This is a genomic window from Streptomyces naganishii JCM 4654 (genome assembly GCF_014650575.1).
Taxonomy (GTDB): Bacteria; Actinomycetota; Actinomycetes; order Streptomycetales; family Streptomycetaceae; genus Streptomyces; species Streptomyces naganishii.
In genome coordinates, this window is sequence record NZ_BMVF01000020.1 from 19,785 (window position 1) to 40,492 (window position 20,708).

At 74.1% G+C, this 20,708-nt stretch carries 19 protein-coding genes; 13 read left to right on the forward strand and 6 right to left on the reverse strand.

Translation table 11 applies throughout. The features are described 5' to 3' along the window. Positions 1 to 5 precede the first annotated feature (5 nt). The gene (locus IE217_RS28445; protein WP_003997603.1) at positions 6 to 239 is read right to left on the reverse strand and encodes an Lrp/AsnC family transcriptional regulator; all 234 of its coding nucleotides are present in this window, start codon (positions 237 to 239) and stop codon (positions 6 to 8) included. Between the two features lie 287 nt (positions 240 to 526). On the opposite strand from IE217_RS28445, the gene IE217_RS28450 reads away from it, so the two are divergent. Further along, entirely contained in the window at positions 527 to 1,492 is a 966-nt protein-coding gene (locus IE217_RS28450; protein WP_190180819.1) for a thiamine-phosphate kinase, read from the forward strand. After that, the gene (gene thiD / locus IE217_RS28455) at positions 1,489 to 2,334 is read left to right on the forward strand and encodes a bifunctional hydroxymethylpyrimidine kinase/phosphomethylpyrimidine kinase (protein WP_373298150.1); all 846 of its coding nucleotides are present in this window, start codon (positions 1,489 to 1,491) and stop codon (positions 2,332 to 2,334) included. The genes IE217_RS28450 and thiD overlap by 4 nt, the downstream gene beginning before the upstream one ends. 123 nt (positions 2,335 to 2,457) lie before the next feature. Here thiD and rpmB read toward each other — a convergent pair whose 3' ends face one another. Further along, positions 2,458 to 2,643 carry a 50S ribosomal protein L28 gene (rpmB, locus tag IE217_RS28460; protein WP_003993230.1) on the reverse strand — a complete coding sequence of 62 codons (186 nt, stop codon included), beginning with the start codon at positions 2,641 to 2,643 and terminating at the stop codon, positions 2,458 to 2,460. Positions 2,644 to 2,911: 268 nt separating this feature from the next. On the opposite strand from rpmB, the gene IE217_RS28465 reads away from it, so the two are divergent. Further along, positions 2,912 to 4,696, forward strand: coding sequence for a DAK2 domain-containing protein (locus tag IE217_RS28465; RefSeq protein ID WP_190180820.1), 1,785 nt, complete (start codon positions 2,912 to 2,914; stop codon positions 4,694 to 4,696). A gap of 654 nt (positions 4,697 to 5,350) precedes the next feature. Here the strand turns inward: IE217_RS28465 and IE217_RS28470 are convergent. Together IE217_RS28470 and IE217_RS28475 are read right to left on the reverse strand one after the other, a co-directional pair. Beyond that, positions 5,351 to 8,269 (reverse strand): tetratricopeptide repeat protein, encoded by a 2,919-nt coding sequence (locus tag IE217_RS28470; RefSeq protein ID WP_190180821.1) that lies wholly within the window; start codon positions 8,267 to 8,269, stop codon positions 5,351 to 5,353. After that, positions 8,266 to 10,098, reverse strand: coding sequence for an HSP90 family protein (locus IE217_RS28475; protein ID WP_190180822.1), 1,833 nt, complete (start codon positions 10,096 to 10,098; stop codon positions 8,266 to 8,268). The genes IE217_RS28470 and IE217_RS28475 overlap by 4 nt, the downstream gene beginning before the upstream one ends. Positions 10,099 to 10,294: 196 nt before the next feature. Here IE217_RS28475 and recG point away from each other — a divergent pair, with 196 nt between their 5' ends. The 8 genes from recG to mutM all read left to right on the forward strand — a co-directional run bounded on the left by recG (position 10,295) and on the right by mutM (position 17,848). Continuing rightward, the gene (recG, locus tag IE217_RS28480) at positions 10,295 to 12,586 is read left to right on the forward strand and encodes an ATP-dependent DNA helicase RecG (RefSeq protein ID WP_190180823.1); all 2,292 of its coding nucleotides are present in this window, start codon (positions 10,295 to 10,297) and stop codon (positions 12,584 to 12,586) included. Positions 12,587 to 12,627: 41 nt separating this feature from the next. After that, positions 12,628 to 13,215, forward strand: a complete 588-nt coding sequence (rsmD, locus tag IE217_RS28485) for a 16S rRNA (guanine(966)-N(2))-methyltransferase RsmD (protein ID WP_190180824.1) — start codon at positions 12,628 to 12,630, stop codon at positions 13,213 to 13,215. A 26-nt stretch (positions 13,216 to 13,241) separates the two neighbouring features. Further along, complete coding sequence (gene coaD / locus IE217_RS28490) at positions 13,242 to 13,721, forward strand: pantetheine-phosphate adenylyltransferase (RefSeq protein WP_190180825.1); 480 nt, start codon at positions 13,242 to 13,244, stop codon at positions 13,719 to 13,721. A 99-nt stretch (positions 13,722 to 13,820) separates the two neighbouring features. After that, positions 13,821 to 14,933, forward strand: coding sequence for an ATP synthase subunit B family protein (locus IE217_RS28495; RefSeq protein ID WP_190180826.1), 1,113 nt, complete (start codon positions 13,821 to 13,823; stop codon positions 14,931 to 14,933). Positions 14,934 to 15,100: 167 nt separating this feature from the next. After that, entirely contained in the window at positions 15,101 to 15,745 is a 645-nt protein-coding gene (locus IE217_RS28500; RefSeq protein WP_190180827.1) for a YceD family protein, read from the forward strand. A gap of 2 nt (positions 15,746 to 15,747) precedes the next feature. Beyond that, positions 15,748 to 15,921, forward strand: coding sequence for a 50S ribosomal protein L32 (gene rpmF / locus IE217_RS28505; RefSeq protein WP_003951102.1), 174 nt, complete (start codon positions 15,748 to 15,750; stop codon positions 15,919 to 15,921). Between the two features lie 7 nt (positions 15,922 to 15,928). After that, complete coding sequence (rnc, locus tag IE217_RS28510) at positions 15,929 to 16,813, forward strand: ribonuclease III (protein WP_190180828.1); 885 nt, start codon at positions 15,929 to 15,931, stop codon at positions 16,811 to 16,813. A gap of 162 nt (positions 16,814 to 16,975) precedes the next feature. Beyond that, positions 16,976 to 17,848, forward strand: coding sequence for a bifunctional DNA-formamidopyrimidine glycosylase/DNA-(apurinic or apyrimidinic site) lyase (gene mutM / locus IE217_RS28515; protein WP_190180829.1), 873 nt, complete (start codon positions 16,976 to 16,978; stop codon positions 17,846 to 17,848). A 6-nt stretch (positions 17,849 to 17,854) separates the two neighbouring features. Here mutM and IE217_RS28520 read toward each other — a convergent pair whose 3' ends face one another. Next, positions 17,855 to 18,253: a winged helix-turn-helix transcriptional regulator gene (locus IE217_RS28520; protein ID WP_190180830.1), complete on the reverse strand. Its 399-nt coding sequence runs from the start codon at positions 18,251 to 18,253 to the stop codon at positions 17,855 to 17,857. A gap of 148 nt (positions 18,254 to 18,401) precedes the next feature. Here IE217_RS28520 and IE217_RS28525 point away from each other — a divergent pair, with 148 nt between their 5' ends. Further along, positions 18,402 to 18,986 (forward strand): flavodoxin family protein, encoded by a 585-nt coding sequence (locus IE217_RS28525; protein ID WP_190180831.1) that lies wholly within the window; start codon positions 18,402 to 18,404, stop codon positions 18,984 to 18,986. Positions 18,987 to 19,079: 93 nt separating this feature from the next. On the opposite strand, the gene IE217_RS28530 is transcribed toward IE217_RS28525, so the two are convergent. Further along, entirely contained in the window at positions 19,080 to 20,231 is a 1,152-nt protein-coding gene (locus tag IE217_RS28530; protein WP_190180832.1) for a CAP domain-containing protein, read from the reverse strand. Between the two features lie 168 nt (positions 20,232 to 20,399). Here IE217_RS28530 and IE217_RS28535 point away from each other — a divergent pair, with 168 nt between their 5' ends. Beyond that, complete coding sequence (locus IE217_RS28535) at positions 20,400 to 20,681, forward strand: acylphosphatase (RefSeq protein WP_190180833.1); 282 nt, start codon at positions 20,400 to 20,402, stop codon at positions 20,679 to 20,681. Positions 20,682 to 20,708 lie beyond the last annotated feature (27 nt).

The following is a 20,708-nucleotide window of genomic DNA, read 5'->3' on the forward strand; positions in this document are numbered from 1 at the left end:
GGGGGCTACAGATGCACGACCGGGCAGGTCAGGGTGCGCGTGATGCCGTCCACTTGCTGGACCTTCGCCACCACCATCCGGCCCAGGTCGTCGACGGTGTCGGCCTGGGCCCGCACGATGACGTCGTACGGTCCTGTCACGTCCTCGGCCTGGATGACTCCAGGGATCTTGCTGATCGTCTCGGCGACGGTCGACGCCTTGCCGACCTCCGTCTGGATCAGGATGTACGCCTGTACCACGGAACCTCCAGGGCGGCCACGAGGATCATGTGGGGAAAAGGAACGCCACGGTATCGCGTCGCCGCGCGCCGCGGGGAGACCCGCGAAGGGCGCGACGCGCGCGCCGGGGTGCAGGTAGGACAGAAGTTGACGGCCACCTCGACCGTAACGAGGACCGCGGGGACGCGCGACCGGGAATCCGGCCGGGAACCCGGCCGAAAACTCGATCAGGAACTCGATCATCGACACGGCCGGGAGAACGGCCGGGAGCACCAGGACCGTACAGGGACAGAAGGGGCGAAAGGGCAATGAAGGGCACTGTTGGTGAGCTCGGGGAGTTCGGGCTCATCAGGGAGCTCACCTCCCGTCTCACCACCACCCCGGCGGTCCGGGTCGGCCCCGGCGACGACGCCGCGGTGGTCGCCGCCCCGGACCGCAGGGTCGTGGCGAGCACCGACATACTCCTGGAGGGGCGGCACTTCCGCCGGGACTGGTCCACGGCGTACGACGTGGGCCGCAAGGCGGCCGCCCAGAACCTCGCGGACATCGCCGCCATGGGCGCGGTGCCCACCGCGCTGCTGCTCGGCCTGGTCGTCCCCGCCGAACTGCCGGTCACCTGGCCCACCGAGCTCATGGACGGGCTGCGCGACGAGTGCCAGGTCGCGGGCGCCTCGGTGGTCGGCGGCGACGTGGTGCGCGGCGACACGATCATGGTGTCGATCACCGCCCTGGGCGACCTGCGCAACCACGAGCCGGTGACCCGCGCGGGCGCCCGGCCCGGCGACCTCGTCGCGGTGACCGGCTGGCTGGGCTGGTCCGCGGCCGGGTACGCGGTGCTCTCCCGCGGCTTCCGCTCCCCGCGCGCCTTCGTCGAGGCCCACCGCCGCCCCGAGCCGCCGTACCACGCGGGCCCCGCGGCCGCCGGGCTCGGCGCCACCGCGATGTGCGACGTCAGCGACGGGCTGATCGCCGACCTCGGGCACATCGCGGAGGCCAGCAAGGTCCGCATCGACGTGCGCTCGGGCGCGATAGACATCCCCTCGCAGATGAACGACATCGGGCAGGCCGTCGGCGTCGACCCGCTCCAGTGGGTGCTGACCGGGGGAGAGGACCACGCGATCGTGGCGACCTTCCCGCCGGACGTGAAGCTGCCGGCCCGCTGGAAGGTCATCGGCGAGGTGCTCAACCCCTCCGCGCTGCCCCAGGTCACGGTCGACGGGGCGCCCTGGACCAGCAAGGGCGGCTGGGAGCACTTCGGGGACATCGAGTCGTGATCCCGCCGAGGGTCCTCACGGTCGCCGGCTCCGACTCCGGCGGCGGCGCGGGCGTCCAGGCCGACCTGAAGACGATGCTCGCGCTCGGCGTGCACGGCATGAGCGTGATCACCGCCGTGACCGCGCAGAACTCCCTGGGCGTCCAGGGCGCCTGGGAGATGCCGGTGGCGGCGGTGGTGGCCCAGTACCGCAGCGTCGTGGACGACATCGGCGTCCAGGCGGTCAAGACCGGGATGCTCGCCTCCGCGGAACTGGTCGAGGCGGTCGCCGAGTTGATCGCCGGGACCGACGCGCCGGCGGTCGTCGACCCGGTCGGCGTCTCCAAGCACGGCGACCCGCTGCTGGCCGCCTCCGCCCTGGACTCGGTACGCACCCGGCTGCTGCCCGCGGCGACCGTCGCCACCCCGAACCTGGACGAGGTGGCGCAACTGACCGGCGTGCGCGTCGAGTCGGAGGCCGGCATGCGCGAGGCCGCGGGGGCCGTGCTGGCGTACGGGCCGAAGTGGGTGCTGATCAAGGGCGGCCACCTGCCTCTGGGCGGGGGGCCAGAGGGGGAGGACGGGCGCGGCGGCCGGGCCCGGGCGGTCGATCTGCTGACCGACGGCACCGAGGAGCACTGGCTGCGTGCGCCGCGGCACGGCAACCGGCACACCCACGGCACCGGATGCACCCTCGCCTCCGCGATCGCCGCGGAGCTCGCCAAGGGCCGGTCCGTGCCCGAGGCGGCCGCGGCCGCCAAGAGCTACGTCACCGGGGCGATCGCGGCCGGCTTCGCGCTCGGCGCCGGCATCGGCCCCGTGGACCACGCCTGGGCCCTGCGCGGCCCCGAGGGCACCGGGTAGCCCCGGCCCGAGGAGGGGGTGGGAGGAGGGCGTACGGGTGCACGGCAAAAAGCCGGTCCACCGAGGTGGACCGGCTCAGTGCAGCGAACCAGCGGTGGCCGCGCGCTTAGCTGTTGCTGTGCGTCAGCGCGAGACCTTGCCGGCCTTGATGCACGAGGTGCAGGCGTTCACGCGCTTCGGCGTCCCGCCGACCACGGTACGCACACGCTGGATGTTCGGGTTCCAGCGGCGGGACGTACGGCGGTGCGAGTGCGAGATGTTGTTGCCGAAGCCCGGCCCCTTGCCGCAGACGTCGCAGTTGGCAGCCACGGGTCACTCCAAAGACTTCAGATGCACTTACGGTGGATCCCGGCGTGCCGGAATCAGGATCTCAGGCTCGTGAGTGTCTGACATCTGAGTGGCGTAGCCAGGGGGAGAGCCCGATCGGATCGGGCAACCGGAGCAGCATACAACGGCTGCGTCCGTACAACGAAACTACCATGGCGGACCCGGGGCCCGCCCGGGCCCTCCCGGGGCCCGGACCGCCCCTGGGTCTACGCTGCGTCCAGTCCAGCAGCCGCAGCTCAGGGAGGCGCAGGTGGCGCAGGTGCCGCAGACGTTCGACGCGCTGGCGGTACGTACCTGGTGCGGTCTGGCCCTGCGTGCGCTGGGACGCGCGCGCGAGGAGATCGACGCGATCAACGTCTATCCCGTGGCCGACGGGGACACCGGGACCAACCTGTACCTCACGGTGGAGTCGGCGGTCGCGGCGGTGGAGGCCGTGTTCACGGCCCACGAGACGCGCGGGGCGGGGCGTGAGGCGCGCGGGGCAGCGGGCGAGGCCGGCGAGGCGGGCGAGGCGGGGCGTGAGGCGCCCGGCGTGGGGGGTGCCGGCGGTGACGCCGGGGGCGGCCCCGCGGAGCCCGCCGGGGCCGCCGGGCCGTCGCTGGGGGACGCCGCCCGGGCGATGGCGCACGGCGCGCTCATCGGGGCCCGGGGGAACTCCGGGACCATCCTCGCCCAGCTGTTGCGCGGCATGGCCGAGGTGCTGGCTCCCGGCGGCGACAGCGCGCACACCGACGGTCACGGTCTGCGGCGGGCCCTGCGGCACGCGGCCGACTCCGCCCGGCGGGCCGTGGCGCACCCGGTCGAGGGCACGGTCCTGTCGGTCGCCTCGGCCGCCGCCGACGCGGCCACCGGCACGGAGGGCGACTGCGCGGCGGTCGCCCGGGCCGCCCACGAGGGGGCGCTGGCGGCCCTCGCCGCGACCCCCGGCCAGCTGGCGGTCCTGGAGCGCGCGGGAGTGGTCGACGCGGGCGGGAGGGGCCTGGTGGCGGTGCTCGCCGCCCTGGTGGAGACCTTCACCGGACAGGCGCCGGCCGCGGTGCCCCCGGCCGCGCACGTCGAGGGCCAGGACGTGGAAAGGGACGGCCCGGGGGCCTGCGCCCCGTCCGAGCCCGGCCCCGCCTACGAGGTGATCTACCTCCTGGAGGCGCAGGACGCGGCCGTGGACCGGCTGCGCGAGCGGCTCGACGCGCTCGGCGACTCCCTCGTGGTGGTCGGCGGCGACGGGCTGTGGAACGTGCACGTGCACGTCGACGACGCCGGCGCCGCCGTGGAGGCGGGCGTCGAGGCGGGCCGCCCGCACCGGATCCGGATCACCCACTTCGGCGCCGGCGACGTGCACACCGGCGGTGCCGGCCGGCCGCCCCGGGAGCGGGCCCAGCGCGCCGTGGTCGCGGTCGTGCCCGGGGAGGGCCTGGCGGCCCTGTGCGGCGCGGCCGGGGCGACGACGGTGCTCGCCCGTCCCGGGGAGCCGCCCGCGAGCGGCGAGCTCGTCGAGGCGGTACGGCGGGCCCACGCGCGCGAGGTGGTGCTGCTGCCCAACGACGCCGAACTGCGCGACACCGCCGCCGCGGCGGCCGAGCAGGCGCGCGGTGAGGGGGTGCGGGTGGCGGTCATCCCGACCCGCTCGGCGGTCCAGGGCATCGCCGCGCTCGCCGTGCACGAACCGGGGCGCCGCTTCGACGAGGACGTCGTCGCGATGACCTCTGCGGCGGGCGCCACCCGCCACGCGGAGGTCACCGTCGCCGAGCACCGCTCGTGGACCACGGCCGGCATCTGCCAGGCCGGTGACGTCCTCGGGCTCATCGACGGCGACGTGGCCGTGATCGGCTCCGACGTCACGGCCACCGCCGAGACCGTCCTCGACCGCATGCTGGCGGCGGGCGGCGAACTGGTCACCCTGGTCCTCGGCGACGAGGCCCCCGACTCCGTCGCCGACCGCCTCCAGGCCCGCGTCCGCGAGTCCTACCTGGCCGTGGACACGGTCACCTACAGGGGCGGCCGCCAGGGCACCCTCCTCCTCATCGGCGTGGAATGACACCCCACCCCGACCACACCCCCACCCCGCACAACACGAAACCTCATTACGAAGCCCCGTCCCGCGAGGACCTCCCACCCACGGCACCCCTGGCTCTGCGGTGCCTTTCCGCCCGCGGTGGTCGCCAGGCCTGCGGCGGTCGCCCGGCCCGCGTGGGGTGCTGGTCAGCGGCGGCATGGCGGCCTCGGGTCGTGCGGGGCCCTGCCTTGCGGTGTCCCTCGCTCTGTGGGGTCCCTCGCTCTGGGGTGCCCCCCGCCCTGCGGCGGTCGCCAGGCCTGCGGCGGTCGCCCGGCCCGCGTGGGGTGCTGGGTCAGCGGCGGCATGGCGGCCTCGGATCGTGCGGGGCCCTGCCTTGCGGCGGCCTTCTCTCTGCGGCGCCCCCACCCTGCGGTGCGCCTTTCCGCCCTGCGGTGGTCGCCAGGCCCGTGATGGCCGCCAGGCCTGCGGCGGTCGCCCGGCCCGCGGGTTGCTGGGTCAGCGGCGGCCTCCGGTCTGCGGGCGTCCCCGCCCTGCGGTGCCCCCGGCCCTGCGGGGGTCGAACCATGCGGTGGTCGGCGGGCCGGGGGTACCCCCGGCGGCCCTCCCGTCCTGTGGCGCCCCCGCTCCGCGATGGTCGTGCGGTGCGCTGGGGGCGCCCCAGGGGTCCGGCCCGGGTCAGTTCTTCTCTGTGAGGCGTAGGAGGCGTTCGGCCTCCTCGCGGTGGGGGTTGGGCTCTCCGTCGGCCTCGGGGGCGTCGGCGTAGGCCGCCAGGACACGGTGGGCGCGGGTCGCCGCCGCGGTGGGGCGGGAGAGGTCGGTCTCCAGCCAGGCGGCGGCGAGTTCGGCGTCCGCGCGCTCGTGCAGGGCCTCGGGGCCGAGCCGGGTGAAGACGGCCACCGCCTCGTCCAGCTGGGCCAGGGCCTCCTCGAGCAGCGCCGTGTCCTGCGCGTCCCGTCCGGCCGCGCGGGCGAGGAGGTCGCCGAACTGGCGGTGGGTGCCGCCGAGTTCACCGGTGAGGCGGGCCCGCGTCCCGGCGTCGGCCGCCGTGGTCGGCGCCGCCCGGCACTCCGTCAACGCGGCCGCCATCAGCTCCCGCGCCCCGTCCACGCCCGCCCCGGACCGCAGCGCGAGCCACGCGCGGGCGCGCAGCGAGCGCACCAGCCCGTGCGGGGCGTCCAGCGAGCGCCACAGGTCGCCCGCGCGCGCGTAGGCGGCGTCCGCCTCGGCGAGCAGCCCCGCGTGGCTCAGCGACTCGGCCGCCAGGTGCGCGAGCGTGGCGTGATCCTGCTGCTCCGGCCAGTGCCGGGCGATCTCCGCGGCCTCCAGGCGCCGTTCGGCGGCCTCCCGGTGCTCCCCGAGCTCGCTCAGGCAGTCGCCGAGCCACCACTTGGCCTGCACGACCGCCCCGTCGCCGTGGCCCTCGGCCGACAGGTCGAGCAGCGCGGACTCCAGCACCTCGGCGGCCTCGGCCCACTTCCCGAGCCGCAGCAGCAGCCCGCCCAGCATCTGCCGCGCCCAGGCGCCGAGGGTGGCGCTCTCGCCCGCCTCGTCGGCCCAGTGCGCCGCCCGCAGGGCGTGGTCGGCCGCCTCCTCGGCGCGGCCCAGGCCGCCGAGCACCTCGGCGAGCTGGAGGTGCAGCCGGGCCCGCCCGGGCGCCTCCAGGTGGTCCCCGCCGTGCTCCAGGGCGCCCCGCAGCGCCCGTTCGGCTGCGGCCGCGTCGCCCCGGTGGTGCGCGAGGGAGGCCAGCCGGGCCCCGTACTCGACCGCGAACCAGGGCAGCCCCGCGCCGACGTACCCGTCCACCGCCCGCCCGAACAGCTCCTCGGCAGCCTCCAGGTCCCCGGCGCGGGCGGCGACCTGCGCGAGCATGGCCCGCGCCTCGGCGTCCCGGGCCGCGAGCCGTACGTCCTCGTCCGTACGCCCCTCGACGAGCGCGAGCACCTCCCGCGCGGCCTCCTCGGCGGCGGACAGCACCCGCGCGGGCACCGGCCCCTGCGCCTCCTGCACCGGCCGCATCAGGATCCGCGCCCGCGCGATCACCACGGACGCCGTCTGCCGCACGCCGGTGCCCTCCTCGGCGTACAGCGCGAGGACGCGTTCGTACGGCTCCCCGACGGCCGTGAGCGCCCCCTCCACGTCTCCCGCCAGCGCCCGTACGTAGGCCGCACGCGCGCGTGCCGCCAGCGCCTCCCCGGGATCGCCCGCCTCGGCGTACAGCTCCGCGGCCCGCTCGAACAGCTCGGCGCCCTCGGGGCCCAGCCCCATGGCCTCGTGGTCGGCGATCTCGGCCCGGTCCCGGGCGTCCAGCCCGGCGCCCTCCGCGGCCCGCGCGACGGCCGCCCAGGCCTCCACGGCGTGCGGCTGGAGCCCGTCCGACAGCCGCCGCGCCCTCGCGAGCAGCGCGGGCAGGCCGGCCGCCTCCGGCTCCTGCGGTGCGGCGGCGGGCCGCACCCGGGGCGCCGCGGGCGCGGCGGCCGCCGGCGCGGTGCGCACCCCGAGCGGCAGCCGGTCCACCAGCGGACGCCGCGCCATACGCGCGCGCGTCTGCTCACCGACCCAGGAGGTGCCGTTGCGCGCGTCGAACCGCGCGGCCAGCGCCTCGGCCTCCCCGCGCGCGTGCACGGCGAGTTCCGCGGCCGTCCAGGTGCGCCCCGCCGGACCCGGCACCACCCGCGTTCCCAGGCCCAGTTCGGTCAGCCGGTCCATCAGCAGCGTCACCACGGCCAGGAAGTCCATCTTGCTGCGCGGCTGCCCGTCGTCGGTGAAGTACGCGGGCCGCTCGGCCAGCAGCTCCAGCGCGCGTGCCTCGTTGCCGCTCAGCGCGCAGAACTCCACGTGGTCGGCGTAGGCGGCGCGCATGCTCTCCATCGGCCGCACCAGCCGGAAGCCCCGCAGATGGTGGGCGCGCGCCTCGTCCACGCGGCCCAGCCGCAGCAGCGGCAGCAGGGAGGAGGCGAGCGCGGTGTGCGGCTCGTGCGCGCAGCCGAACTCGCCCTCCAGCACCGGGCGCCACAGTTCGACCGCCTCCGGGTCCCGGCCCCGCTCGGCCTGCCACCAGCCCTGCCCGTGCAGCTCGCACGCGTGGCAGTCCGCCATGCGGTCGCGGTCCGCGGCCAGCCACGCCGCGTACGCCCGCTCCGCGCGGGCCACGTCCCCGATGTGCGCGGCGACGCTGAACTCGGCGCTGCGCACGGCCCGTTCACTGTGCCCGGCGAGCCGGTAGCGGTGCTCCATCTCGCCGAGCCACTTCTCTATGGACGCCAGCGGGATGTGCGGCTGGTCCAGCATCCCGGCCGTCATCCACTTGAAGACCCAGTGGAGCGTGTGGGTCTCGTACTCGTCGAAGTCCTCGGGGTGTTCGTCCCACATGCGCAGCAGCCGCGCGAAGGGCACGAACATCTTCGCTTTCTCGGAGCTGTAGTTGTAGACCTTCAGCTGGTGCCCGAGCGCCTCGATGACGGCGAGCGGGATGTCCAGCCGCTCGGCCTCGGCGAGCAGTTGCTCCGCGCGCGCGTTGCGGGCCGGGCCCTCGGGGCGCTCGCCGTTCTCGGCGATCGCCCGGCGCAGCGAGTCGAAGTCCGTGATGCCGGTCACCGGCGGCGGTCCTCCCCGTGAGTGGCCCACTCCAGCAGGCCGATGAACGCCCGGTTCAGCAGCGCCGAGTCGGCCGGCCGCAGCGGGCGCTGCGCCATCAGCAGCGCCTGCCCGTACAGCGACTCGGTCGCGGTGCCGATCAGCTCCGGGTCACCGAGTGAACTGATCCTGCGGATCAGCGGGTTGAGATGGTTGAGCACCAGACGCGCGCGTGGCGTGCCGCCGCGCAGCGAGCCGAGGATGCCCGCCCACAGGTCGTCGGCCTGCGCCTCGGCCTCGGCGCGCGCCTGCTCGTGCCGGGCCGCCCGGTCGTCCAGGTGCAGCGCGGGCACGGACAGCGGGTGGAAGGCGCGCAGCACGACGTCGCAGCCCAGCGGGTCCAGCCTGGCCCGCGCGGCCGCCAGGAAGTCCGACAGGGCCAGCTCCTCGGCCGGCTCGACGGAGTCCAGGTGCGCGGTCACGGTGTCCGCGTCCAACTCGGCGACCGCCGTGCCCGGCCGCACCGACGGCAGCGCCTCGACCAGCTCGCTGTCGTAGGTGTAGCCGCCGTTGACGACGCCGATGCCCTGCGCCGAGGCGATCGGCGCGACCTGCCGGTACTCCTCCACCGTCCGCGTGAAGTGCACCACCGGGTGCCGCTGCGCGAACTCCTCCAGGGACAGCCGCCCGTCGGTCGTCTCGAACGGCAGCCACGGCAGCATGGTGCGCAGCATCTCCGCGTCGTGCCGCGCCAGCGACTTCACGCCCAGGTGGTGCACGGACAGGAACGCGGCCAGCCGCTCCGGGTCCCCGGCCGCCAGGGAGGTCAGCCAGGACCTGATCCGCTCGCCCAGCGCCTCACGGACCCCGGCCAGCGTCTCGTCCTCGTACAGCGACTCGCGCGAGGCGGTCGGCCGCAGGCTGTCGGTGTCGAGCACGCAGCGCACGAAGAACGCCCAGTCGGGCAGCAGCTGTTCGGCCCGCTCGGTCAGCAGCATGCCCTTCAGGTGCACCCGGTGGCCGGCCCGCTGGGCGGGGCTGACCGCCGACGGCAGCACGTACGCCACACCGCGGATCCCGGCCAGCGGCACGTCCAGGTCGATGGTGTCCAGCGGGGTGAAGCCGAACAGCTCGTGGCAGTGCCGGGCGAGCGCGACCCGGCGGTTGGCGGGGGAGGGGTACGCACGGTCCCAGGGCGCGGGCAGGTCGGTGACCGCCTCCTCGCCCACCCGGACGTCGTAGGGCAGCAGCGACCCGAAGTCCCGGGCCAGCGCCAGCACCCGCTCCCCGGTCAGCCACTCGCCCGCCCCGGCCCGCGCCCGCAGGTGCACGGTGGTGCCGGGTTCCGGGCGGGCCGAGTCGGGCAGGGTACGCACGGTGTACGAGCCGTCGTCGCACGCCGTCCACTCCACCGGCGGCGCGCCGGGCGTACGGGCGCTGCGGCTGACCACGCGGATCCGCTCGGCCACCACGAAGCAGGCCAGCAGGCCGATGCCGAACTGGCCGAGGAACTCCGAGCGGGCCGCCTGGAGCCCCTCGGCGCGCTTGGAGCTGCGCCCGATGGTCGCCAGCAGCTCGTGTACGTCGGACTCGGTGAGGCCGATGCCGGTGTCCTCCACGCGCAGCGTGGCGCCGTCGGCGGACAGCCGCACCCGGGCGGGCGCGTCCGGGTCGCCGGCGCGGCGGGCGGTGATGGCGTCCACGGCGTTCTGCAGCAGCTCGCGCAGATAGACCCGGGGACTGGAGTACAGGTGGTGCGAGAGCAGGTCCACCAGACCGCGCAGGTCGACCTGGAACGTGTGGGCGGACGGGGATGCCTGGGGTGATGCCGGTGAGGTCTGGGAGTCCATCGTCACGGCGCCGTTGGGGGGACCAGGAGGCTCCTGAGGGAACAGAAGCCGCCGGTGACGGCGCGGGGTCGGGCGGTCCCTGGTGGGGCGGTGACCGCGGAAGGGAGGCCGGAGCGCGTCATCCTAGAGCCCGGACGACCCGGCTGACCAGGGGTTTCCCGGCACGTATACGGCATTGTCGGTGGCGTGGTGTGCAATGGATCTCGTGCCCGCACTGGAAGAACCACTCAAAAAGGTGCTCGGCCCCGCCACCGCGAAGGTGATGGCCGAGCACCTCGGCCTGCACACCGTCGGCGACCTCCTCCACCACTACCCGCGCAGATACGAGGAGCGCGGCCAGCTCACCCACCTCGCCGACCTGCCCATGGACGAGCACGTCACCGTGGTCGCCCAGGTCGCCGACGCCCGCCTGCACACCTTCGCCTCCGCCCGCGCGCCGCGCGGCAAGGGCCAGCGCCTGGAGGTGACGATCACCGACGGCAGCGGCCGGCTCCAGCTGGTCTTCTTCGGCAACGGCGTGCACAAGCCCCACAAGGAACTCCTGCCGGGCACCCGCGCGATGTTCGCGGGCAAGGTCTCCGTCTTCAACCGCAGACTTCAACTGGCCCATCCGGCATACGAGTTGCTGAAGGGCGACACCGAGGAGACCGTCGAGTCCTGGGCCGGCGCCCTCATCCCGCTCTACCCCGCCACCGCCAAGCTGGAGTCCTGGAAGATCGGCAAGGCGGTCCAGACGGCCCTGCCCAGCGCCCAGGAGGCCCTCGACCCGCTGCCCGGCGCCCTGCGCGAGGGCCGGGGCCTGGTCCCCCTCCCCGAGGCCCTGCTCAAGATCCACCGCCCGCAGACCAAGGCCGACATCGAGGACGCCCGCGCCCGCCTGAAGTGGGACGAGGCCTTCGTCCTCCAGGTCGCCCTCGCCCGCCGCCGCCACGCCGACGCCCAGCTGCCCGCCGTACCCCGCAAGGCCGGCCCGCGGGGCCTCCTCGCGGACTTCGACGACCGCCTGCCCTTCACCCTCACCGAGGGCCAGCGCAAGGTGTCCCGCGAGATCTTCGACGACCTGGCGGCCGAGCACCCGATGCACCGGCTGCTCCAGGGCGAGGTCGGCAGCGGCAAGACCCTCGTCGCGCTGCGCGCCATGCTCGCCGTCGTCGACGCGGGCGGGCAGGCCGCGATGCTCGCGCCCACCGAGGTCCTGGCCCAGCAGCACCACCGGTCGATCACCGAGATGATGGGCGAGCTCGCCAGTTGGGGGCTGTGGCGCGAAGCGCCTCCGCAGAAGGGCGGTGGCGGGCGACGGGAGGGCGGCATGCTCGGCGGGGCGGAGCACGCCACCAAGGTGGTCCTGCTCACCGGCTCCATGGGCGCCGCCGCCCGCCGCCAGGCCCTGCTCGACCTGGCCACCGGCGAGGCCGGCCTCGTCATCGGCACCCACGCGCTGATCGAGGACAAGGTCCAGTTCCACGACCTCGGACTGGTCGTCGTCGACGAGCAGCACCGCTTCGGCGTCGAGCAGCGCGACGCCCTGCGCGGCAAGGGCAAGCAGCCCCCGCACCTGCTCGTCATGACCGCCACGCCGATTCCGCGCACGGTCGCGATGACGGTCTTCGGCGACCTGGAGACCTCCGTCCTGGACCAGCTCCCCGCCGGGCGCTCGCCCATCGCCAGCCATGTCGTCCCGGCCGCCGACAAGCCCCACTTCCTGGCCCGCGCCTGGGAGCGGGTGCGCGAGGAGGTCGCCAAGGGCCACCAGGCGTACGTCGTCTGCCCCCGCATCGGGGACGAGGAGGACGACCCGGGGAAGGGCGCCTCCGGCAAGGCCTCCGGCGGCAAGGCCTCCGGCGGCGCGGGCGCGGGCGAGGAGGCCGACCGGCGCCCGCCGCTCGCCGTCCTGGAGGTCGCCGACCAGCTCGCCCGCGGCCCCCTGAGCGGCCTGCGGGTGGAGGTGCTGCACGGCCGCATGCAGCCCGACGACAAGGACGCCGTCATGCGCCGCTTCGCCGCCGGCGACGCCGACGTGCTCGTCGCCACCACGGTCATCGAGGTCGGCGTCAACGTCCCCAACGCCACCGTCATGGTCATCATGGACGCCGACCGCTTCGGCGTCTCCCAGCTGCACCAGCTGCGCGGCCGCGTGGGCCGCGGCTCCGCGCCCGGCCTGTGCCTGCTGGTCACCGAGATGCCCGAGGCGAGCCCGGCCCGCGGCCGGCTGAACGCGGTGGCGGCCACCCTCGACGGCTTCGAGCTCTCCCGCATCGACCTCGAACAGCGCCGCGAGGGCGACGTCCTCGGCCAGGCCCAGTCCGGCGCCCGCTCCAGCCTGCGGGTCCTCGCCGTCATCGAGGACGAGGAGATCATCGCCGAGGCCCGCGAGGAGGCCGCCGCCGTGGTCGCCGCCGACCCCGAGCTGGAGCACCTGCCCGGCCTGCGCACGGCCCTGGACGCGCTCCTGGACGAGGAGAGGGAGCAGTACCTGGAAAAGGGGTGAGGCAGACTGAACCCGAAGCCGTCCACGACCAAGGACCGAAGATGACCCGCGTGATCGCCGGCACGGCCGGCGGACGTCGACTCGCCGTGCCGCCCGGCACGGGAACCCGTCCCACCTCCGACCGCGCACGCGAGGGCCTCCTCTCCACCTGGCAGTCCCTCCTCGGCGGCCCCCTGGACGGCGAACGGGTCCTCGACCTCTACGCCGGCTCGGGCGCGGTCGGCCTGGAGGCCCTCTCCCGCGGCGCCGGCCACACCCTCCTCGTCGAGGCCGACGCCCGCGCCGCCCGCGTCATCCGGGAGAACGTCAGGAACCTCGGCCTCCCCGGCGCCGAGGTGCGAGCGGGCAAAGCCGAACAGATCATCCGGACCCCGGCGCCCGCCGAGCCGTACGACATCGCCTTCCTCGACCCCCCGTACGCCGTCACGGATCACGATCTTCGGGAGATTCTCCTCACACTCCGCTCGGGAGGCTGGCTCGCGCCGGGGGCGATCGTCACCGTGGAGCGCAGCACCAGGGGCGGCGCATTCGGGTGGCCGCACGGTTTCGACGCGATCCGGGCCCGCCGCTACGGCGAGGGAACGTTTTGGTACGGTCGCGCCGCCTCTACGTGCGAAGACGCACGATGACCGGACCGGAGAGCGAGGGATCACTAGTGCGCCGCGCCGTCTGTCCCGGGTCGTTCGACCCAATCCACAACGGACATCTCGACATCATTGCCCGCGCCTCCCGCCTGTACGACGAGGTCTACGTCGCGGTGATGATCAACCAGTCCAAGAAGGGGCTGTTCGAGATCGAGGAGCGGATCGAGCTGATCCGCGAGGTCACCGCCGACTACGCCAACGTCCGGGTCGAGGCCTTCCACGGCCTCCTCGTGGACTTCTGCAAGCAGCGCGACATCCCCGCCATCGTCAAGGGCCTGCGCGCGGTCAGCGACTTCGACTACGAACTGCAGATGGCCCACATGAACAACGGGCTCACCGGCGTCGAGACGCTGTTCGTGCCCACCAGCCCCACGAACAGCTTCCTGTCCTCCTCCCTGGTCAAGGAGGTCGCGACCTGGGGCGGCGACGTCTCCCACCTGGTGCCGCCGGCGGTCTTCGACGCCCTGTCCCGGCGCCTGAAGAAGGACTGACCTCCTGACAACCCGTCACCCGGTGTCCGGCGGCCGCACCAGGGTCGTACAGTCGTCCCGTCCGTCTCCAACACACCGGTAGAGAGTGGCGAGCACACCGTGGACGTGCAGAAGAAGCTCGACGAGATCGTGGCCGCGGTCTCCAGCGCCCGGTCCATGCCCATGTCGGCCTCCTGCGTGGTCAACCGCGCCCAGCTGCTCGCGCTGATCGAGGAGGTCCGCCAGGCGCTGCCCGGCTCGCTCGCGCAGGCCCAGGAGCTGATCGGCGACCGCGAGCAGATGGTCGAGGAGGCCCGCCGCGAGGCCGAGCGGATCATCGGCGCGGCGCACGCCGAGCGCGGCTCGCTGATCTCCGACACCGAGGTCGCCCGCCGCTCCCAGGCCGAGGCCGACCGGATCCTCGCCGAGGCCCGCCAGGAGGCCGAGGAGGTCCGCGCCGAGGCCGACGACTACGTCGACTCCAAGCTCGCCAACTTCGAGGTCGTCCTCACCAAGACCCTCGGCTCGGTCGGCCGCGGCCGCGAGAAACTGCTCGGCACCGGACCCGGCCTGGACGAGCAGGGCTACGAGGACGAGGACGCCCCCGAGCGCAGCCACGACCCGGAGACCCTGCGCCGCGACGCCGACGCCTACGTCGACGCCAAGCTCGGCGCCTTCGAGGCGGTGCTCGCCAAGACCCTGGAGGCCGTGGGCCGCGGCCGCCAGAAGCTGCACGGCCGGATCGCCACCGACGACCTCGGCGCCCTCGCCGACGACACCACCACCCTTCAGCACTCCAGCGACGCCGACTACCTCGCCGACCTCGCGGCCCTCGCCGAGACCCCCTCGGTCCCGGCCCAGGCCGCCCCCGCCGAGCCCCCGGCCCAGCCCGCCTACGAACCGCAGCCCGCCGCCTACGGCTACGCCCAGCAGCCGGCGCAGCCCGACCCCTACGGCGGCTACCAGCAGGGATACGCCCAGGACCCGTACGGCTACCAGCAGGCCGACCCGTACGCCTACCAGGGCTACGACGCCCAGCAGCAGGCGTACGACCCGGCGCAGGCGCAGGGCCAGCAGCACCAGGTACAACAGCACGAGGCACAGCAGCACCAGGCCCAGCAGGGCTACGCCCAGCAGCCGCAGGCGCACGCCCTGGACGAGACCAGCCTCTTCGACACCGGCATGATCAGCGCCGAGCAGCTCAGGGCGTACGAACAGGGCCGCGGCCTGTAGCGACCGGCGCCGGAGGCGGGCCGCGCGGCGGGCGCCGGAGGCCGGATTGGGCCGAGAGCGAAAGGTCCAGTATCCTGGCTCTTCGGTCGCGCGTACGTCCGCGATCAACGCTGCCCGGGAACACCACCGGGGAGCGTCCCCCACGAGTTCGGAAACCGAAAGCAGGAATGGCTCACAACGCCCGCCTCGACCACCGCGACCCGTTCGTGTTCGACACGCACGAGCTGGGGCGGCGTCCGGGCGCGCTGCAGCGCCTGACCCGCACGGTCCCCGCTCCCCGCGACTTCGGCATCAAGGGAGTGATCGGAGTGCCCGAGGGCGCCCCGGTCGAACTCGACCTCCGGCTCGAGTCGGTCATGGAAGGTGTGCTCGTCACAGGCACCGCCCGTGCACAGGCCGAGGGGGAGTGCGTAAGGTGTCTGGAGCCGCTCGGCCTCGAGGTCGAAGCGGACTTCCAGGAGATGTTCTCGTACCCTGACGCCGACGACCGGGGCCGCGTGATCGCGGAACCGGGCGACGACGCCGAGGACGACGAGGACAGGCTCTTTGTCGAGGACGGTCTCATCGGCCTCGAACCCGTGCTGCGCGACGCGGTGGTGCTCGCACTGCCGATGCAGCCGGTGTGCCAGGAAGACTGCCCGGGTCTGTGCTCCGAGTGCGGAGCGCGGCTCGCGGACGACCCGGACCACCACCACGACGCCGTCGACATCCGTTGGGCGGCTTTGCAGGGACTCGCCGGCACCATGTCGGACGGCGAGAAGGACGAGATGGGCGGCGCCGAAGCGGGCGTCGACGAGAAGCAGGAGAAGTAGCCGTGGCTGTTCCGAAGCGGAAGATGTCGCGCAGCAACACGCGCCACCGCCGGTCGCAGTGGAAGGCTGCGGTCCCCACCCTGGTTGCGTGCGAGCGCTGCCACGAGCCCAAGCAGCAGCACATCGCGTGCCCGTCTTGCGGCACTTACAACAAGCGCCAGGTCCTCGAGGTCTGAGCGGCTGGTGAGAGGCACCGTGTCCACTGCCAAGAAGGCGGCTGACGCCAAGGCGGAACAGTCCGCCAGGAAGAAGTCGGACAACACGGCCTCGTCCCACACGCTTCTGGAAGGGCGGCTCGGCTACCGGCTCGAGTCCGCCCTTCTGGTGCGTGCGCTGACCCACCGTTCCTACGCGTACGAGAACGGCGGCCTGCCGACGAACGAGCGGCTGGAGTTCCTCGGTGACTCCGTCCTCGGCCTCGTCGTCACGGACACGCTGTACCGCACCCACCCCGACCTGCCCGAGGGCCAGCTGGCCAAACTGCGGGCCGCGGTGGTCAACTCGCGCGCACTGGCCGAAGTGGGACGCGGACTCGACCTGGGTTCCTTCATCCGGCTCGGCCGCGGTGAAGAGGGCACGGGCGGCCGGGACAAGGCGTCCATCCTCGCCGACACCCTCGAAGCGGTGATCGGCGCGGTCTATCTCGACCAGGGCCTCGACGCGGCCTCCGAACTGGTGCACCGCCTGTTCGACCCGCTGATCGAGAAGTCCTCCAACCTCGGAGCCGGCCTGGACTGGAAGACGTCCCTCCAGGAGCTCACCGCGACCGAAGGACTCGGCGTCCCCGAGTACCTGGTCACGGAGACCGGCCCCGACCACGAGAAGACCTTCACTGCTGCCGCCCGCGTCGGAGGCGTCTCGTACGGCACCGGCACCGGCCGCAGCAAGAAGGAGGCGGAGCAGCAGGCCGCCGAGTCCGCCTGGCGCGCCATCCGCGCCGCGTCGGACGAGCGCGCCAAGGCGGCCGAAGAAGCGCAGGCGGCCGAGGCCGCCGGGGCTTCCGACGCCGCCGGAGCCGCCGCGGCGGGCGGCGCCGGGAACGCCGACGAGGCCTCGGCCTCCGCCTGACCCGCACAGCACGAACCGAGCGCCCGCCCCGCCCGGGGCGGGCGCTCGGCCCATGCGAGCGGCCCGCCGGGACCCGCCGTCCCGACAGGCCGCCGCGCACCCGGGCCCGAGCCGGCCCGGAGACCGGCCCCCCGGGGCCGCGGAGGATACGGGGAGAGCGCCATGCCCGAGTTGCCCGAGGTCGAGGTCGTACGGCGGGGCCTGGAGCGGTGGGTCGCCCACCGCAGCGTCGCCGACGTCGAGGTGCTGCACCCGCGCGCGATACGCCGTCACCTCGCCGGCGCGGACGACTTCGCGCACCGGCTCAAGGGCCACCGCGTCGGCACGCCGAGCCGCCGCGGCAAGTACCTGTGGCTGCCCCTGGAGGACAGCGGTCAGGCGATCCTCGCCCACCTGGGCATGAGCGGACAGCTGCTGGTCCAGCCGCACGAGGCGCCCGCCGAGAAGCACCTGCGCATCCGTGTCGGCTTCGCGGACGCCCTCGGCACCGAGCTGCGCTTCGTCGACCAGCGCACCTTCGGCGGCCTCTCGCTGCACGAGACCGGCACGGACGGGCTGCCCGACGTCATCGCGCACATCGCCCGCGACCCCCTCGACCCGCTGTTCGACGACGAGGCCTTCCACCGGGCGCTGCGCCGCAAGCGCACCACCATCAAGCGGGCCCTGCTCGACCAGTCGCTGATCAGCGGGGTCGGCAACATCTACGCGGACGAGGCGCTGTGGCGGGCCCGGCTGCACTACGACCGCCCGACCGCCACCCTGACCCGGCCGCGCACGGCCGAACTCCTCACCCACGTCAGGGACGTGATGAACGCGGCCCTCGCCGTGGGCGGCACCAGCTTCGACAGCCTCTACGTCAACGTCAACGGCGAGTCCGGCTACTTCGACCGCTCCCTGGACGCCTACGGCCGCGAGGGCCTGCCCTGCCGCCGCTGCGCCACCGCGATGCGCCGCCGCCCCTGGATGAACCGCTCCAGCTACTTCTGCCCCAAGTGCCAGCGCCCGCCGGCCGCTCCCCGGGCCGTCAGGCCCTGACGGAGCTCAGCCCCCCTGGCGGCTGTCGTACTCCTCGCGCGCCGCGAGGACGTCGTCCATGCGGTCCTCCACGCAGTGGATGAGGGCCAGCAGATGCCCGGCGACCTGGCGGCCGAGCGGCGTGAGCTCGTAGTCCACGCGCGGAGGGTTGGTCGGCTGGGCCTCGCGGTGCACCAGTCCGTCGCGCTCCAGCGCCTGAAGGGTCTGGGACAGCATCTTCTCGCTCACGCCGTCCACCCGGCGGCGCAGCTCGTTGAAGCGCAGCGAGCCCTCCCGCAGCGCGCCGAGCGTCAGCGCGCCCCAGCGCCCCGTGACGTGCTCCAGCGTGCCGCGCGAGGGGCAGGCCTTGGCGAACACGTTGTACGGGAGGTTCTGCTCCTCCGCGCGCTCCTGCGTGATGCTCATGCCTCCAGCGTACGCGAACTCAGCGCTACCCGACAGGTTGCACTAACTCGTGGTTAGTGCTTTCCTTTCCTCACCGTCGATGAGCTGCCGTGCGCCGCTCCGCCCGACGGCCCGCTGTCTTCTGCCGAGCTCACAAGGAGAGCCGACCGTGACCACCCCTGTTGTCTCCATCGCCTACCACTCCGGCCACGGCCACACCGCCGTCCTCGCCGAGGCCGTCCGTGCGGGCGCCGTGGAGGCGGGCGCCGAGGTGCACCTGATCAAGGTGGACGAGATCACCGACGAGCAGTGGGCGGCGCTCGACGCCTCCGACGCGATCGTCTTCGGCTCGCCGACCTACATGGGCACCGCCTCCGGCGCCTTCCACGCCTTCGCCGAGGCGTCGTCCAAGCGCTGGTTCGGCCAGGACTGGCGGGACAAGCTGGCCGCGGGCTTCACCAACTCCGGCTCCAAGAGCGGCGACAAGCTGCACACGCTCCAGTTCTTCCAGATCCTCGCCGGGCAGCACGGCATGCACTGGGTCAACCTCGGCCTGCACCCGGGCTGGAACAGCAGCTCCGCCTCCGAGCACGACCTCAACCGCCTCGGCTTCTTCGCGGGCGCGGCCGCCCAGACCAACGTCGACGAGGGCCCCGAGGCCGTCCACAAGGCCGACATCGCCACCGCCGAACACCTGGGCCGCCGCATCACCGAGACCGCCCGCACCTTCCGCAGGGGGAGCGCGGCGGCCTGACCGCACGGAGTGCGGCGGCGTCGGCCACCCACGACTCGGCTGCCGGTGATCGCCGGCGCTGGTCCTCGTCGCGGTCTCCGGCCTGCGGCTACGTCAGTAGCCGAAGTCCTGCGTCCACCAAGGGCCGCCCGCGCCGAAGTGGACGCCGACGCCGAGGGTCTTGAAGTCGCAGTTCAGGATGTTGGCGCGGTGGCCGGGGCTGTTCATCCAGGCGTCCATCACGGCCGCCGCGTCGGCCTGGCCGCGGGCTATGTTCTCGCCGCCCAGGCCGGTGATGCCCCGCTTGGCCGCGCGGTCCCACGGCGAGGCGCCGCTCGGGTCGGTGTGGTCGAAGAAGTTCTCGTCGGCCATGGCCTTGCTGAAGGACTCGGCGAGGCCGGTGAGGGCGCTGTTGGCCGCGACCGGGCTGCAGCCGACCTTCGCCCGCTCCTCGTTGACGAGCTTGAGCACCTCGGCCTCGGCCGCGGCCTCCTGCGAGAGCGTGGCCGGGGCCTCGGTCTTCGGGGGCGCCTTGGGGGCCGGCGTGCTCGGAGTGGTCTTCGGCTCCTTCGTCGGGGCCGGCGCGGCCGTCGGCTCGGTGGCGGCCGGCTTCGTGGGCGAGGCGGACGGCGCCTCGGAGGCGGAGGCGGACGCCGTGGGCGAGGAGGAGCCGGAGGCGGAGGCCGACTGCGCGGGGGCGGCCGGGCGGCCGGAGTCACGGCTGGTGCCGGAGCCGCCCGAGCGGTCGCCCGCCTCGGCGCTGCCCGACGTGCCGCCCTGCTGGCTCGCGCTGTTGGTCGGCGAGCCCGCCGCCTGCACCTTGTCCGCGCCGCTCGACGTACCGCCGCCCAGCTTGTAGTTCTGCAGGCCCGGCACCGCACCCGTGGCCACCGCGACCGTGCCGAGGGCGACCGCGGCCGAGACGCCGAGCAGGCCGGTGCGCACCGGCGTCGCCGCCTTCTTCTTCTTGCGGCGGCCGGGGCGGCGCGGGCCGTCGGAGGGGCTGAAGCCGTCGGACGGGAAGGCCACGGTGTCGGCCGCCGTCGCCCGGGCGTAGTCGTCGTCCGTGGCGTAGAGGTACTCCTGCGCCTTGGCGTAGGCGTCGGCGTACATCTCCGGGTTCAGGTAGGGCGCGATGCCCATGCGGTCGTCCGCGTACGAGTCCCCCGGGTCGCGGCCCTGCGCGTACGTGCCGTGCGCTTGTGTGACCCCCGTGGCGCGGCCCGTGGCGGCGCGGCCGGCGTCCGAGCGTCGGTGGCGTCCCATGTCCTGGCCTTCCTCATCCCTGCGGCCGACGCGCGCCCTGAGCCGTCGCGGTCAACCAAGATCACTCGATTGAGTGAGTTTCATATGAGATTCATTGGGTCGGGACGGTACCGCATGGCGCGAGGGGAGGAAGTGCCCGGAGAGACATTGGCCGGTTAGGTTGCACCCATGAGCGAGGATGTGCGACTGGTCGCCTGGGTGCGCGGACAGGTCCAGGGAGTGGGTTTCCGCTGGTTCACGCGGGCCAGGGCGCTGGAGATCGGCGGCCTGAGTGGTTTTGCTCTCAATCTGGGCGACGGACGCGTACAAGTGGTCGCCGAGGGGCGGCGGGAGGCGTGCCAGAAGCTGCTCGACTGGCTCCAGGGCGGCGACACGCCCGGACGCGTGGATGGTGTCACGGAGATCTGGGACACACCGCGCGGGGGCTACGACGGCTTCGCGATCCGCTGATCGGGCCGCGCCGCACGGCCCGGACGG

What these genes read in the sequence shown, in the direction of transcription:
- IE217_RS28535 (WP_190180833.1), top strand. Translation starts at nt 20,400, where the DNA reads ATGAGCGAGGATGTGCGACTGGTCGCCTGGGTGCGCGGACAGGTCCAG.
- IE217_RS28530 (WP_190180832.1), bottom strand. Translation starts at nt 20,231, where the DNA reads ATGGGACGCCACCGACGCTCGGACGCCGGCCGCGCCGCCACGGGCCGC.
- recG (WP_190180823.1), top strand. Translation starts at nt 10,295, where the DNA reads ATGGATCTCGTGCCCGCACTGGAAGAACCACTCAAAAAGGTGCTCGGC.
- IE217_RS28450 (WP_190180819.1), top strand. Translation starts at nt 527, where the DNA reads ATGAAGGGCACTGTTGGTGAGCTCGGGGAGTTCGGGCTCATCAGGGAG.
- rsmD (WP_190180824.1), top strand. Translation starts at nt 12,628, where the DNA reads ATGACCCGCGTGATCGCCGGCACGGCCGGCGGACGTCGACTCGCCGTG.
- IE217_RS28520 (WP_190180830.1), bottom strand. Translation starts at nt 18,253, where the DNA reads ATGAGCATCACGCAGGAGCGCGCGGAGGAGCAGAACCTCCCGTACAAC.
- IE217_RS28500 (WP_190180827.1), top strand. Translation starts at nt 15,101, where the DNA reads ATGGCTCACAACGCCCGCCTCGACCACCGCGACCCGTTCGTGTTCGAC.
- mutM (WP_190180829.1), top strand. Translation starts at nt 16,976, where the DNA reads ATGCCCGAGTTGCCCGAGGTCGAGGTCGTACGGCGGGGCCTGGAGCGG.
- IE217_RS28475 (WP_190180822.1), bottom strand. Translation starts at nt 10,098, where the DNA reads ATGGACTCCCAGACCTCACCGGCATCACCCCAGGCATCCCCGTCCGCC.